Source organism: Lentzea sp. NBRC 105346 (genome assembly GCF_030269605.1).
Taxonomy (GTDB): Bacteria; Actinomycetota; Actinomycetes; order Mycobacteriales; family Pseudonocardiaceae; genus Lentzea.
Genome location: NZ_BSTQ01000016.1, coordinates 51,346 through 66,412, shown reverse-complemented (window position 1 = coordinate 66,412; position 15,067 = coordinate 51,346). Strand labels below are relative to the sequence as shown.

General features: G+C 69.4%; 11 protein-coding genes. 4 read left to right on the top strand and 7 right to left on the bottom strand.

The genetic code is table 11. The features are described 5' to 3' along the window. The first annotated feature begins 532 nt into the window (after window positions 1-532). Entirely contained in the window at window positions 533-1,852 is a 1,320-nt protein-coding gene (locus QSK35_RS30160) for a dihydrolipoyl dehydrogenase family protein (RefSeq protein ID WP_285750950.1), read from the top strand. Here the strand turns inward: QSK35_RS30160 and QSK35_RS30155 are convergent. Further along, complete coding sequence (locus QSK35_RS30155) at window positions 1,849-2,208, bottom strand: VOC family protein (protein ID WP_285750949.1); 360 nt, start codon at window positions 2,206-2,208, stop codon at window positions 1,849-1,851. The two genes, QSK35_RS30160 and QSK35_RS30155, sit on opposite strands and share 4 nt — an antisense overlap. A gap of 9 nt (window positions 2,209-2,217) precedes the next feature. Further along, window positions 2,218-3,459, bottom strand: coding sequence for a hypothetical protein (locus QSK35_RS30150; protein WP_285750948.1), 1,242 nt, complete (start codon window positions 3,457-3,459; stop codon window positions 2,218-2,220). Between the two features lie 153 nt (window positions 3,460-3,612). Between QSK35_RS30150 and QSK35_RS30145 the strand changes: the two genes are divergently transcribed. Both QSK35_RS30145 and QSK35_RS30140 read left to right on the top strand, forming a co-directional pair. After that, window positions 3,613-4,971 carry a S8 family peptidase gene (locus QSK35_RS30145; RefSeq protein ID WP_285750947.1) on the top strand — a complete coding sequence of 453 codons (1,359 nt, stop codon included), beginning with the start codon at window positions 3,613-3,615 and terminating at the stop codon, window positions 4,969-4,971. A 199-nt stretch (window positions 4,972-5,170) separates the two neighbouring features. Beyond that, window positions 5,171-5,674 carry a DUF3145 domain-containing protein gene (locus tag QSK35_RS30140; RefSeq protein ID WP_285750946.1) on the top strand — a complete coding sequence of 168 codons (504 nt, stop codon included), beginning with the start codon at window positions 5,171-5,173 and terminating at the stop codon, window positions 5,672-5,674. Here QSK35_RS30140 and QSK35_RS30135 read toward each other — a convergent pair. The 4 genes from QSK35_RS30135 to lanKC form a co-directional block, all read right to left on the bottom strand. Further along, entirely contained in the window at window positions 5,649-7,379 is a 1,731-nt protein-coding gene (locus tag QSK35_RS30135) for an ABC transporter ATP-binding protein (RefSeq protein WP_285750945.1), read from the bottom strand. The two genes, QSK35_RS30140 and QSK35_RS30135, sit on opposite strands and share 26 nt — an antisense overlap. Next, window positions 7,380-9,029, bottom strand: a complete 1,650-nt coding sequence (locus QSK35_RS30130) for an ABC transporter ATP-binding protein (protein ID WP_285750944.1) — start codon at window positions 9,027-9,029, stop codon at window positions 7,380-7,382. It lies immediately after the preceding gene. A 140-nt stretch (window positions 9,030-9,169) separates the two neighbouring features. Then, a complete protein-coding gene (locus tag QSK35_RS30125; RefSeq protein ID WP_285750943.1) occupies window positions 9,170-9,328 on the bottom strand; it encodes a SapB/AmfS family lanthipeptide in 159 nt (52 codons plus the stop codon). A 36-nt stretch (window positions 9,329-9,364) separates the two neighbouring features. Next, on the bottom strand, window positions 9,365-11,947 hold the full coding sequence (lanKC, locus tag QSK35_RS30120; RefSeq protein ID WP_285750942.1) for a class III lanthionine synthetase LanKC: 2,583 nt from the start codon (window positions 11,945-11,947) through the stop codon (window positions 9,365-9,367). Window positions 11,948-12,594: 647 nt separating this feature from the next. On the opposite strand from lanKC, the gene QSK35_RS30115 reads away from it, so the two are divergent. Continuing rightward, window positions 12,595-13,164: a hypothetical protein gene (locus tag QSK35_RS30115; RefSeq protein ID WP_285750941.1), complete on the top strand. Its 570-nt coding sequence runs from the start codon at window positions 12,595-12,597 to the stop codon at window positions 13,162-13,164. 471 nt (window positions 13,165-13,635) lie between these two features. Here the strand turns inward: QSK35_RS30115 and QSK35_RS30110 are convergent, their stop codons facing one another. After that, complete coding sequence (locus QSK35_RS30110) at window positions 13,636-15,030, bottom strand: acyl-CoA carboxylase subunit beta (RefSeq protein ID WP_285750940.1); 1,395 nt, start codon at window positions 15,028-15,030, stop codon at window positions 13,636-13,638. Window positions 15,031-15,067 lie beyond the last annotated feature (37 nt).

Genomic DNA, 15,067 nt, shown 5'->3' with positions numbered 1-15,067 from the left:
TCGACGCGGCGGCTTGTGTGGTGGGTTGCTAGTGCGACGCGCTGACTTTCCTTGGCTGCCGGTTCCGTGCGTGGTTGCGCCTTGGCTGCCGGTTGCGTGCGTGGTGCGTTTCCTGCTCGGGGCTCCGCCCCGGACCCCGGCTCAGCTCAAAGAGGGGCCCCTCCGTGGTGTCGTTTCGTAGTGGGTTGCGTTGGGGTGGTGTGCCCCTCCCGTCGCATCGCACCTGAGGCAGCCACATCCGAGCCCCCAGGTCAAGCGAAAAGCGTGCTTGACCTGGGGGCTCGGATGCGGCAGGGCTTCGCCTGCGATGCGACGGGAGGGGCCCACCACCTGGTGGTTCTTTGCGCTGCGCGCGCCTTTGGCTGCCGGTTCCGTACGTGCTCGCTTCCTTGGCTGCCGGTTGCGTTGTGGTCCTGGTTCCGTGGCTCGCGCTTCGCGCATCGTGTGTGGCGCGAGTCGTACGTTCCCGACCCCTGAGCTGTACGTTCCCGCGCGGTTGCGGGCTTGGTGCCCAGCCAGTTGGCTGGAGGGTATGGACGTTGACGTCGTCGTGCTCGGCGGCGGAGCCGTTGGCGAGAACGTGGCCGGGCGGACCGCGGCCGGTGGGCTCAGCACGGTCATGATCGAGGCCGAGTTGATCGGTGGTGAGTGCTCATACTGGGCGTGCATGCCTAGCAAGGCGTTGTTGCGGCCCGGACACGCTCGCGTCGCCGCACAGCGGGTTCCCGGGATACCGGTCGGCCCGCTGCAGGCTGGCGCTGTGCTCAAGCGACGCAACGAGTTCACCTCGAACTGGGACGACAGCAGCCAGGTCAAGTGGGCTCAGGACAACGACATCACGATCGTGCGCGGTCGTGGTGAGGTGACCGGCGAGCGCGAGGTGACGGTCGGCGGGGACTTGTATCGGGCGCGGCACGCGGTGGTCGTGTGCACTGGCAGTGTGCCGAAGATGCCGCCGCTGCACGGAATCGGCGACGTTCCCGTGTGGACGTCGCGCGAAGCCACGTCCGCGCAGGAGGTGCCGGAGAGTCTCGTCGTGCTCGGTGGCGGGGTGGTCGGCGTTGAGATGGCGCAGGCCTGGGCGCGGCTGGGATCCAATGTGCAGCTGGTCATCTCCGGTGAGCACCCGTTGCCGCGCTTCGAAGACTTCGTCGGGCCGATGGTGGTTGACGGGCTGCGCGAAGACGGCGTCGAGATCCATCAGAACGCCAAGGCGACGGCTCTCGCACCCGGCACCCTCACCCTCGACGACGGGCGCGAGGTCTGCGGCGAGCGGATTCTCATTGCTACTGGGCGTCGGCCGAACACCAAGGACGGGAAGCCGCTCGCGGTTGACGACACCGGGCTTGTGTCCGGAGTGGACGGTAGGTGGCTCTACGCGGCGGGTGACGTCACCGGTCGCGTCATGTTGACGCACCAAGGTAAGTACCTCGCGCGGGCGGTAGGTAGTGCGATCGTCATGCGCGCCAAGGGGGAGGAGCCTGAGCCGTGGTCGGCGGGGCAGGCCAGTGCGGACCACGTTGCCGTGCCGCAGGTTGTGTTCACCGACCCCGAGGTGGCGTCCGTCGGTAAGACCTCGCGGGAGTCGGACGGCAAGGTGATCGACCTGGACATCGCGGTTGCCGGGTCGTCGCTGCATGCTGACGGGTACCGCGGCAAGGCGCGCATGATCGTGGAAGACGGCAGGCTGAGCGGCGTCACGTTCGTCGGGCAGGACGTGGCCGAGCTGTTGCACGCGGCGACCGTCGCGATCGTCGGGCGGGTGCCGGTCGAACGGTTGTGGCACGCGGTGCCGTCGTATCCGACGATCAGCGAGGTCTGGTTGCGGTTGCTGGAGGAGTACGGCCTCTAGAGCCAGACCAGGCAGAACGGGTGGCCGACCGGGTCGGTGTAGACGCGGAACTGGTCGGGGTCGTTGGGCTGCACCAGCTTCGCGCCCAGCGCCAGGACCTGGGGTTCGGCGGCGTCTACGTCCTCGACCAGGATGTCAAGGTGGAACTGCTGGGACGCGTGCGGGTCGGGGAACACCGGCGGCCGGTAGTCGCCGGCCAGTTGGAACGCCAGGCGCCGGCCGTCCGGTTCCAGGAGTACGACCCAGGTGTCGTCGCTGCCCGGTAGGAACTCACCGCCGAGCACGCCCTGGTAGAAGCGGGCCAGCTCCCACGGGGCGGGGCAGTCCAGTACAACGGAGCGAAGTCGTCCGATCATGCGTCCAGGCTATTGCGCGGGCAGGCGCAGTGCCTGCTTCGCGACCGCGTCCAGCGTCGGGTCGCCCGCACCGCCGGACCAGACCGCCTGGGCGATGTAGACGCGCGTGCCCTTGATCGACGACGTGAAAGCCGCGCGCTCCAAGGGTTTTCCGTCCAGGCCGTTGATGCCGCCGGAGCCGGGGGCCATGATCACGCCGTGGAACGCCTGTGCGCTGGGACCGTCTACCACGTCCAGTGCGGACACCACGACGGTGACCTTCTTGCCGTTGATGGCCGTCTCGTACTGCGCGCGCTGGACGTCGCGGCACTCGTTCGCGATCAGCCACGCCTTCACGTCGCCGTAGGCCTGGCCCGCGCAGTCGTTGTCCTTGCGGGCGGTGACGGGAGTGAAGCTCGTGCCGTCCACGACGACCGTCGTCGGTTGTGGCGGGGGAGCCGAGGAGGCGGTGGCGGACGCGGTGTCGTCGCCGTCGCGTAACGACATGACCAGCACGAACACCACCAGGATCACGACTAGCGCCGCGCCGGCCGCCCACACCGACCATTGGGAGAAGGTCGTCGGCAAGCGTTTGCGTGCCTTCGGTCTGGCGTCGGTGATCTTTGGGATCAGCATGGTGCTCGCGGACGCCAGGTCCGGCGTCACGGCGTCCGAGAACCCTTCGGCGAGCAGCTCGGGGACCTTCGGCGGCGTGCCGGTCGGCGACAGCACGGCCAGCAGCCGGGCCGCGTGTTCGACGCCGCACGGCAGCGACGACGTGGCCAGCTCGCGCGCGGCGGAGATCAATGAGGTCGGCTTGGGGTGCAGCACGCGGACGCCGCGGTTGAGGTCGACAGTCGGCTGGACCACCTGCTTCACGAACGGGCCGACCGCGACGACCGTGCTCACCGGCAGCGGCTCGGCGCGCATCGCCTGGATGCGGTGCGCGACCGCGGTCGCCGCCTCGACGGCCTCGGTCGCCGGGTTGGGCGTGCCGTCCGGGCTCACCAGCGGCCAGCCGTCGATCTTCCACTGGCCGGCCAGCGGCGCCTCCAGGCGCACGGCGGGATCGGGCAGGTCTACGCCGACGATCACCAGCACGCCGCGCGGGAGGACGACGACGGCGTCGAGCGCGCGAGGGCAGTCCGGTGGCTGCACGCCGAGCAGCGCGACGCCGCCGACGATCTCGTTGCCGACACCCCACGTGGTCAGCGCGGCCCGCACGTCCGCGCCAACGGCCGAGGGCTCGGCGCCCAACCGGATCAGCCTCACTACTCCAACACCTTTCTGTGAAGGCAGGTCACCGTAGCGCTACGGGGTGTGTTCGGGCCGTCGTATCCGCGTCTTGAGACAATCCGTGACAGCCGTCACCTGATAGTGGATCACTCGTTAGGTGTATTGCCTATCGATGTTCACGGAGGGTCCATGTACAAACGCGCCACCCTGCTCGCCGCCGCGCTCGTGGCCGTATCCGCCCCGTACGCGTCAGCGTTGACGCTCGACACCGTGTTCGTGCACGCAACCGACATCGGTTCCGCCGAACAGGCAGTACAGAACTCCGGACTGACCAAGATCACCAGTTTCCGCAAGATCGGTGTCGTCGCCGCGCGGGGCACATCGGCCCAGGTCAGCTCGGCCCGGCTCAACCCCGGCGTCACGCAGGTCGAGGCCAACCGGGCGATCAAGTTCTTCGGCTCCACCTCGCACGTCGCGACGCGCGGCCTGGAGGCGCGCAACACGCTCGGCCTCGACGGCCGCGGCGTCTCGGTCGCGATCATCGACTCGGGCGTCGACCCGACGCACCCGTCGTTCAAGCTGCCGGACGGCTCGTCGAAGATCGTCCGCAACCTGAAGAGCACGTGCCTGGACGAGAACAGCAGTGCGACGAACTGCATCGTCGACGTGCCGACGTCGACCGACACCGACACCCTGTCCGTCGGTGGGCACGGCACGCACGTCACGGGCATCGCGGTCGGCAACGACGTGCAGATCTCGGGTGGCCCGGTGGTCCACGGCGCGGCGCCCGGCGCCAAGGCCGTCGTGATCTCCACGGGTGCCGCGCTGCTGATCATCGGCGCCGACGCGGCGTTGAACTGGGTGCTGGAGCACCACAACGCGCCGTGCGGCGCGGGTGTGTCGCCGACCGTGTGCCCGCCGATCAAGGTGATCAACAACTCGTACGGCCCGTCCGGCGGTGGCAGGTTCGACCCGAACTCGGTGACCGCGAAGCTGCAGCGCGCGCTGGCGGCCGAGGGTGTCGTCACGGTGTGGGCGAACGGCAACGACGGTGGCGACGGGTCGGCGAACCTGTCCAACCCGCCCGGCCAGGACCCGACTCCGGGCGTGATCTCGGTGGCGTCCTACAACGACCAGGACACCGGCACGCGCAACGGCACGCTGTCCGACTTCTCCTCGCGCGGCCTCAAGACCGACCCCTCGACGTGGCCGGACATCTCCGCGCCCGGTGAGAACATCACGTCGTCGTGCCGGCCGTACCTGCTGATCTGCTCGACGGGCCTCAAGCCGCAGAACGGCCCCGGCCTGCTCGACATCGGCACGTTCAACACGATCAGCGGCACCTCGATGGCGGCCCCGCACATCACCGGGATCGTCGCACAGTTGTTCCAAGCCCGTCCGAACGCGACGCCCGCGGACATCGAGCGCGCGCTCAAGTCCTCGGCCTACAAGTACGGAACCGGGTACCAGCAGGTGGGTCCGTACGTGACCAGCTTCGACAAGGGTACGGGCCTAGTCGATGTCGTCGCCGCGGTAAACGCAATCTAGATCACGATCGCGTATCACCCGGCCGGGTTCTCGGGGCCTAAAGTCCCGGATCTGACCCGGTCGGGTGATGATCGTGCTGGTTCTTATGGCGGACAACCGCCCAGGCAAGGCAGAATGCAGCGAACGGGTTTCACCGAAGATCGCTTCGCTCGACAGGCCGTAGGGGAAGACGTCCCTCGTCGAGTAGCGGAGGTCAGCAGTGAGCACCCGTGGCAGCACCAGTGGCGTGGTCTACGTCCACTCGTCGCCGTCTGCGGTCTGTCCGCACGTCGAGTGGGCGATCTCGGGCACCCTCGGTGAACGAGTGGACCTCCGATGGGCGGCGCAACCCGCGGCACCAGGCCAGTTGCGCGCTGAATGCGCCTGGACCGGAGATTCCGGCACAGGCGCCAAACTCGCGGCCGCGTTGCGCGCGTGGCCCATGCTCCGCTTCGAGGTGACCGAGGAACCTTCCCCCGGCACCGACGGCGAACGCTTCTGTTTCGCGCCCGTACTAGGGCTGTGGCATGCCCGCACCAGCGCGAACGGCGACATCGTGGTGTCCGAGGACCAGCTCCGCGCGCTGGCCGCCCGCAGCCGCGGCGGCGAGTCGTTCGCGCACGGCGTGGACGAACTCCTTGGTGCCGCGTGGGATGACGCGCTGGAACCGTTCCGCAGGGCGGGCGACGGCGCTCCCGTCACCTGGCTCCATCGGGTCGGCTGACCTCGGGGTCGGAGTGCGTGGGATCCCACGCCAGCATCAGCTGACCGTACAAAGTGGAGCTCTTCAGCAGGTCGGCGTGCGCACCGAGCAGCGGTGCGCCACCGTCCATGACCAGCACCCGGTCCGCGCGCAACGCCGAGCTGAGCCGGTGCGCGATCACGATCAGGATGCCGCCCCGAGCGGCGAACGCCAGCTCGGCGCGCGCCTCCGCGGCCGGGTCGAGGTGCGAGGTCGCCTCGTCGAGGATCACCACGGACGCGTTCGTCGCGTAGACCCTGGCCAGCGCGAGTAGTTGCGCCTCACCAGCGGAAAGACCCTCGCCCGCGTGGCCGAGCCGCGCGTCGAGCCCGCCCAGGCGTTGCAGCAGGGGACCGGCGCCCACGGCCGTCACGGCGTCCACCAGATCGGAATCGGACGCCCAGGGCGCGAGCAGCGCCAGGTTCTCCCGGACGGTCCCGGTGAACACGTAGGCCTCCTGCGGGATCAGCGCGATCGAGTGGTGGCGCACCGATGGCGTCACCCGGTGCATCGCCACTCCGCCGAACAGGATCGTGCCCCGCTCGGCCGTCATGATCCCGGTCAGCAGGCCGGCCACAGTGGACTTGCCGATGCCGCTGGGCCCGACCACCGCGAGGTGGTCGCCGGGGCGCAGGTCCAGGTCCAGATCGCGCACGACCGGCTCGGCGTGCGCGCTCCAGCCGAACGTCAGGCCCCGGACGGTGACCTCCGTGCCGGCGGGCACCTCCTTGCCGTCCTGCTCCACCGGCGTGGGCGCGGCCTCGGCGAGCCGGCGCAGCGCGACCATCAGCCGGAGCACCACCGTGCTGGTCGTGTTGGCCAGCCCACGCAGGGCCGGATGCACGCTCTGCGTCAGATAGACCACCGCCGCCAGCACCGCGCCGGACGACAGTGAACCGCGCGCGACCATGCCGGGTGCGATGCAGAGCAGCAGCACCACCGGCAGGAGCCCGCCGAGCGCGATCACCGTGCCGCGCAAGGCATTCGACCACGCGACCCGCACGGTCGTGCGCGCCTGGTGGTCGACCTCGCGCGCGATGTCCTGTGCCGCCTCGGCTTCCGCGCCGCACGCCACGACGTCCCGCAGGCCGGTCAGCACGGTGCCCGTCTGCTCGGCGGTGTGCTCCTCGGCGAGCACGGCGTCGCGTTGCCTGCGGGCGAGTGAGGGCAGCAGCAGGCCGAACAGCACGAGTGAGGCCGCCACCGGGATCGTCACCAGCCAGGCGATCGGCCCGGCGGTCGTGGCGAGGCCGACCAGCGCGGCGACCGTCGTGACCACCAGCGCGCGGGCCTGGATCAGCACCCCGGCCGTCGCGTCGCGCACGACCTCGACGTGCCGGGTGATCCGCGCGACCGCGCTCGCGTCCGGCAGGCGGCGGTGTGAGACCGGGTTGTGCAGCACACCGTGCACCACGGCGGTCACCAGCGCGTCGCGCATCGGCTCGACCACCGTGCCCAGCCGGGCGAACACCTGGCGCTGGCCCAGGGCGCCGACCACCGCGACCGCGGCGAACACCAGCAGCCAGCTGACACCGGTCCACGGTTTGCCCACCGCGAAGCCGTTGTCGACGGCGTGGCCGACGAGGCGGCCGCCGAGGAACGCGGGGACGCCCTCCAGCACCGACCAGGCCAGCAGGATCAGCACACCGCGCCGGTGCCCGGCGAGTACGGAGAGGTAGAACCGCATCTATTCGCCTCCGGTGAAAACAGCGCGATAGCCGTCGTGGCGCCACAGCTCGTCGTGCGTGCCGGTGCCGCGCACGCGGCCGTCCTCCAGCCACACCACGAGGTCGGCGCGCGCCGCCGTGGCGGCACGATGGGTCACCACGACCCTGGTGCGCCCGGACAGCTCCGAGGTGATGGCACTGTCCACCTTGGACTCGGTGACGGTGTCCAGGCTGGCCGTGGCGTCGTCGAGCACCAGCACCCGCGGCGCGCGCACGATCGCGCGGGCGAGCCCCAGTCGTTGCGCCTCGCCGCCGGACAACGGTGTGTCCTGCATGGGCGTGTCGTATCCCAGTGGCAGCCGGATCACGACGTCGTGCACCTGAGCAGCGACGCAGGCCGAGCGCACGTCGTCCGGTGTGGCGTCGGTTCCGTACGTGACGGAACGACTGACCGTGGCACCCAGCAGGGTGGGACGTTCGAACGCGTACCCCACGGCGGACCGGGGCAGAGCCTCGACGGCCACGCCGTCCACCAGCACCTCACCGGTGTCCACATCGGACAGACCGCCGATCACGGCGGCCAGTGCCGACTTGCCCGCACCCGAGCGTCCGACGACCGCCGTCAGCAGTCCGGCCGGGATGGTCAGGTCCACGTCGTGCAGCGCACCGGTCACGCCGGCGCCGCGCAGCACTACCTCGCCGGGGCCCGGTGGCAGTCCGGGGGTTTCGCGCCGGGACACCGGCCGGTCCAGCACCTCGGCCAGCCGCGTCGCGCTGGCGCGGGTTCGTTCCAGTGCGGTCAGCTGGGGCACCTGGCCGATGACGCCCATGCCCAGCGCCGCGTACCCGAGTGCGGCGAGCACCTCGCCGATGGTCAGCCGGCCCGCCATCACGCCGAAACCGGCGGCGATGAGCACGGCGAGCTCCACGGCGGGCAGCAGGAGCCCCGCGCGCCACATCATCTTCGCCTGGGTGCGCCACATGCCTCCGCCCGCGGCGTGCAGGCGTGGCAGCGGTTCGAGGACGCGGGCCGTCTCCCGGGAGGCGATGCCGGACGCGGTGATCGTGCGCAGACCGGTCACCGCGTCGAGCAGCCGCGCCGACACCTCACCGGACACCTCCTGGTAGGCGAGGACGTCGTCGGCGGTGAGCCGCATGTGCGTGCGGACCAGCAACAATGCCAGTGGAACGCTGACCGCGAACACGACCGCGAGCCGCCAGTCGAGCAGGGCGAGTGCGACGATCGCGCCGCACGACGTCACGACCGCGATGCCGATGTTGACCACCAGCACGGCGAGGCCGCCCGCGTTCGCGCAGTCTCCGGTCATCCGGCTGACCGCGTCACCCGCGGGGAACGGCGCGGGATGTCCCAGCGCGAGCAGGTGCTTGGAGAGGCGGTGCCGCAGCCACGCGGTGGCTCGGCTGGTGATCGTCGCGGCGAGGACGATCCCGATGGCGTCACCGACGATCTCGGTGCCCGCCAGCAACATCAGCCACAGCACGGTGGTGAGGACGAACCGGCCGCCGATCGCCATGTCCACGGTGTTCGCGAGCGCCGTGGGGAACAGCAGTCCGGCCGCGGTCGCCACGCCCGCGTTGAGCACGAGCAGCCACGGCCGGTGGTCCCGCCGGGCCACCGAGGCCAGCAGCGTGTCGCCGGGTTTCGCCATCCGTGTTCCTCCCGCCGAACTGGGGGCGCATCATGACAAGGGGCCCGGCAGCGGGATGGCTGTCGGACCCCCATCGGGTGGGTGAGCGGCGTACTTCGCCTACGCCGCTCACCTACCTCGACATTTCAGTGTGCTGCAGGTCAGCAGGCCAGCAGGCTCACGGTGGAGTGGCTGCAGGGCAGGAGCAGCGACGCGTTGGACGCGGTGGTGCTGCCGCCGCCACCGCCGCCACCCGACGCCATCGCGTTGGCCGGCGCCTCAGGCGTCTCGAGGTCCTGCATGTCGAGGATGAAACCCATGACTTTCTCCTTCATAGAGGGATCGGTCTTTTACTGCTACCGGCCCAGAACAGAGGGTGTCTGTGGTGGAGCCGGGGTCTTGGTGCCCAGGAAGGGCAGTGGTGGTGTGCCGTCCACAGCGGACGCGATGGCGAGCAGGATGCCCGCGCCACCGGTGTTGAGGTCCATGGAGAGCCGCCGCAGCTGGATGCCGGGGAACGCGATGCCGCCGCCCCAGTGCACGGCGTGCCAGCCGAGCGCGGTCAGGTGGTGGTCCCGCGCGCGGCTCAGCCGGTCGTCGGGCCGCCGGCGCAGCTCGTGCGCGATCGTGGCGAGCAGGCCCGCCCGTCCGAGCATGAACGACGGCTGGATGACGAACTCGCCGGTGCACCCGCTCAGCAGCGCGGGAATCTTTGCCGCACAGGGGTTTTCGGGGTCGGCCTTGGCCAGCTCGATGAGCACCAGTGCGATGCCCGCGCCGCCGATGTCGACGTAGGGCAGCGTCCGGAAGTTGCCGTCGCGCACCTGCAGCGAACCGTCCAGCGCGACGTCGCACTCGCTCAGGTCCCGCTCCAGCGCCTGCTCGCTGAGTCGCAGCCAGCGTCGTTCCTCGGTGCGCTGGAACAACCTGAGGAAGAGCAGCGCGGGTCCGGACCAGCCGTGGAGCAGTCCGGCCCGCGCCTTGCCGCCGGCCGGGGGTGCGGCGGCTAGTTGCGTCGCCAGTCGTTCGGCGAGCTCGGTCGCCCGCACCTCGAACGCCGGATCGCGCCGGGTGTCGGCGAAGTGCAGCAGGTTCAGCCCGATGCCCGCGAGACCCGCGCTGAGCCCGTGGTCGTTGGTCTTCTCCACGAGCGGCGGGTATGACTCGATCAGCTGGGTCGCGACGTCGTGGTGTCCGAAGTTCTCCAGCACGTACGCGATGCCGTGCGCCCCGGTGAAGAATCCGGGCTGCTTCGGCGGGTCCCGCAGTACGGCCTTGACCAGCCAGTCCTCGTGTTCGGGGTAGCGGCCCTCGCCGGTTTCGGCGAGCGCGTGCAGTACCCCGGCGGCGCCGAAGCCGAAGCACGTGCCGCCGACCTCGAACTGCTCGATGTCGCCGGGGAACAGCCGGTCCTCGCGGTGCGGCGTCGCGCTGGCGAGCACCGCCGTCGCGATCGACTTGCGGATGACCTTCCAGTCCGGCTCCGGGTCGTCGAACGGCGTGAACCCCGTGTCGGTGGGCGGGTCGACGCGCGGGGTGAGCGTGGTGAGGATCCGCTCGCAGTACTCGTCGCCGAGCCCGAACTTCTGCTTGATCACGGCGACGTGCTCGGCGAGCTTCGCCGGGGCGAGCTCCACCACCGCGTTGAGCGGCAGGAAGAGCCACAGCCGCAACGCGGCCAGCGGGTACTCGTCGATTTCGAAGCCGGTCCGGTCCGCGGGGGACTGGAAACCGGGCGCGCCGAGCGTCGGGCGGTGCGGGTCCTCGATCGTCGAGGAGAGCTCGAAGTCGATCAGCGACACCGAGTCGTCCTCGTCGACCAGGATGTTCAGGGTGTGCAGGTCGCCGAAGATCACGCCGCGTTCGTGCACCCTGGAGATCAGCTGCTCGACGCGGTCGACCATCGCGAGCGCGCGCTCCCGGTACTTGGTGAGCTTCTCGTCGGTGACGTCCTTGTGCGTCAACGGGTAGTTCTGGCCGAGCCACTGCCCGAGCGAGATGCCGGGCATGAACTCCATCGCGACGAACAGGTGCTCCCACTCGAAGAACCGGTCGTACACCTCGGGCACGCCTGGGGTGCCGGCGAGCCGGGTGAGGATCTCGTGCTCGCGCTCCAGCCGCGCCACGGCGTCGCGGCCCTCACGGTCCAGCCCGGCGTGCGGCCGTGCTTCCTTGAGCACCACCTGCTTCTTGTCGGACTTGCGGGTGGCCAGGTAGACGCCGCCGCCGTTGGAGAAGTGCAGCGACCTCGTGATGTCGTACGGGAACGCGTCGCGGTCGCCCGAGTTGCGCTCGGCGAGGTGCGGTGCGAGGAACTCGGGCAGCTTGATCCACTCCGGAACGCTGAACACGGGCTTGCGCTTGTCGGGCACGAGCACGCCGTCGGCATCCTCGATCGCGAGCACCTGCTGCCCGTCGACCTCGAGCCACTGCTCGACGAACCCGCCGTAGCGCACGTAGAGCGGCCCCTTGCCGTACCGCAGGTCGCTCAGGATGTAGGCGCCGTGTTCGCCGGCGAGCACCTCGCCGAGCTCCGTGCAGATCCGTTCGAGCTGCGCCTCGTCGCCGGGGTAGATCGTGATCAGCTTGCCGCTGCCCTCGCGGGGCGCGTACTTGGAGTTGCGCGCCAGCACGATCGACAACGTGCGCAGGTACTTGAACGGGATCCGGCGCTCGACGCAGTAGGCGTAGGTGGCCTTGAGCACGCGTTCGGCGTTGTCCAAACCGGCCGAGACGTGCATCTTCCAGCCCTGGTTGGGCAGGGTCACGCCATTGGGGTGCTGGTGCCGCCAGACGTTGCGGTCGACCTGGGTCCAGTTGTCGGGCAGATCGGGCAGAACGTGCGAGAAGTCGTCATTCGGCAGCTCAGATTCGGCACCGTTCTGCAGATCGTAGAACTGCCGGTCCGCGAAGCAGTACGCCTCGTATCTGAGATCCACCGAATTCCCCTCCGCTTTCACCGTGCAATTGGTGATGCGGCATATTCACACACAATCGGTCCGCAATGGCCAATCCGCCGTACGAGTTATATGGATGGGCCGATCGTGAGGGCTCCGGCTCGCGCTACTCGCCGGTATATCGCTCTGGGTGATCGCGTTTGGGTCCGCATCACCCGGATGCAAGGTTTACTATTTCGGCATTTGGGGTGCTCAGACGCTTCGCGTGCCTAACGGAACGCTCTGGTTCTACTTTGGTTTAGTGTCTTTACCAGGTCTATTCCAGGTGAAACCTGATGCATAGTTACGTGGGTGCAAGTGTCGAACACGGCGCGTGGTGTGTGGGCCGGTCGGGTGAGTTCTCAAGTGGGATCCATTGCGGGTTTGAATGAGCCTTTCGGCGGTATTCGTTACTACGGTCGTACTCATTCGGAGTATGGGATTACTGCTCAGTAATTTCCCGCGCAAACAACGTGCGGCTGCATGCAAGTTGCATCTCGTATGCCACTAACCGTCAGTTCGTCAATCTGGAAAATGCTTAACCTGAAATATGGTTAAAAGGCTATGTTTACGTGATTCGCGCACTGCGGTATGGGCGATTTCGTGTACCTCGCGGCGGGGAGGCCGCCCAGGGCCGTTACGCTCGAAGGATGGGGACGAGCCGCTGGTTGGTGCCGGCCGTGGTGGTGATCACGGGTGCGGCGCTGGGCACGGGCCTGGTCGTGCGCGAGCTGTACCAACGGCCACCGGAGGCCAAGGGTTCGCCGATCGTGCAGACCACCCCGTCGGTGTCGCCCGCGGACCTGCCCGGTGACGGCGAGGTGCGGCTCAGCGTGGACGCGTTCGCACACCCGGACAGCCAGCGCGTGCAGGCCGTGCTGCAGCACTACTTCGACGCGATCAACGAGCACGACTACGACAAGTGGCGCTCCACGGTCACGAAGGAGCGCCGCAAGACCAGCCGCGACCAGTTCCTCAGCGGGTACTCCACCACCCGCGACGGCAGCATCGTCGTGCAGCGCATCGAGTCCGACGCGTCCGCTGACCGGGTGCGGGTGCTGATGAACCTCGTCAGCACCCAGGACCCCTCGAAGGGGCCGCCGGACATGCAGGAGGGCTGCATCCGCTGGCGCGTGGTCTACCCGCTGGTGTGGGAGGACCAGGAGCTGCGTCTCGACCTGGGGGCCGAGGTTGGGCTGCCCCAGCGCGAGCGGTGCTGACGCCGTCGCTGCCCGCGTACTTCCGCACTCACCTCAGCGTACCGGCGGGGTCTGACAGTCTGCGTCGGCGCTGACGCCGCGGCCGCTCCCGCCCCGCCTGGAGCCCGCTCGCGCGCTGAGACTGCTCGCGTCGGCGCTCGCTCGCGTCGCTTGACGCCGTCGCTGCCCTCGCGTGAGCGGTGCTGTGACGCCGTAGCCGCCCACGCGCCTCGCACGCCGGGCGCTGCCGCGCGTGCTTGCTGTCTCCGCGCCTTACGCCGTCGCTGCTGTCCACTTCCGCTCGCGCGCCCCGCTGCTATCCGCGCCCGCTTGCGCTCTGCTGCCTTCCGCGCCCGCTCCGAACGCACCGCGCCAGATGCACTGCCCGAGCGCCGCCCGTAGCTGCCCCCGCGCGCTTCAAATTGCACTAAGCGTACCGCCGAGGTCTGACAGTTTTGAGCCACCGCAAGCGTAAGCCTTGATCAAATACGCTCAGAGCGGAATATTCGCGTGCGCCCCCCGCCCAGCCGGAGCGGCCGCCAGCGCCTCGGCCAGCCGCCGCCGAGTCGTCCGAGGGTCGATCACCTCGTCGACAACACCGATCGACATGGCGCGCTCGACACCACCCGCGATGCGTGAGTGCTCCTCGGCCAGCTGTGAGTGCAGAGCCTCGCGTTCCGACGGAGCCACCGCGGCCAGCTTCTTGCGGTGCAGGATCCCGACAGCGGCCTTGGCGCCCATGACGGCGACCTCGGCGTCGGGCCACGCGAACACGTGGGTGGCACCCAAAGACCGAGAGTTCATCGCGATGTAGGCGCCGCCGTAGGACTTGCGCAGCACGAGAGTCACGCGCGGCACCACGGCCTCGCCGAACGCGTGCAGCAGCTTGGCGCCGCGCCGCACGACGCCGCCCCACTCCTGGCCCACGCCGGGCAGGTAGCCGGGCACGTCCACGAGCACCAGCAGCGGCACGCCGAACGAGTCGCACATGCGCACGAACCGCGCGGCCTTCTCCGCCGACAGCGAATCGAGGCAGCCGCCCTTGCGGATCGGGTTGTTCGCGATCACGCCGACCGCGCGGCCACCCAGCCGGCCCAGCCCGACGACGATGTTCGGCGCCCAGCGCGCCTGGATCTCCTCGAACGAGTCGGAGTCCAGCAACCCCGACACCAACGGCTTCACGTCGTACGCGCGCCGCGGCGACGCGGGCAGCAAAGCTCGCAGGTCGACACCGTCGGCCACGGACTCGAACAGGCCGGGCTGGGCGAACAGGCGCACCAGGCGGCGGCAACGCGCGTAGGCGTCGAGCTCGTCGGAGGCCGTCACGTGCACCACGCCGGACTTGCCGTGTGCGTCGACACCGCCGAGGCCGTCCATGTCGATCTGTTCGCCGGTCACCGAGCGGACCACGTCCGGTCCGGTCACGAAGACCTTGCCGGACGGCGCCATGATCACTAGGTCGGTCAGCGCCGGGCCGTAGGCGCCGCCACCGGCGGCCGGTCCGACTACGACTGAGAGTTGGGGGATGCGGCCGGACGCGCGGATCATCGCCGCGAACATCTGGCCCATGCCGTCCAGCGACTCGACGCCCTCGGGCAGGCGGGCGCCGCCGGAGTGCCAGACGCCGATCACCGGGCAGCGTTCGCGCACGGCCAGGTCGATCGCCTCGACCACGTGCCGGCACCCGGAAGAACCCAGTGCGCCGCCCATGCGCGTGGCGTCGCTGCAGTAGGCGACGACCTTGGTGCCGTTGATGCGACCGCGAACCGCGAACATGCCGCTGTCGTCACGCGGTTGTAGTGGGGCGACGCTGCCCTCGTCGAGTAGGGAACCTAGCCGGATCTCGGGGTCACGGGCGTCGAGATCCAGTTTCAGGGCAGCGGTCATCGCGAAAGCTCCTCAACGAGAAGAGAGGGGGCCTCAC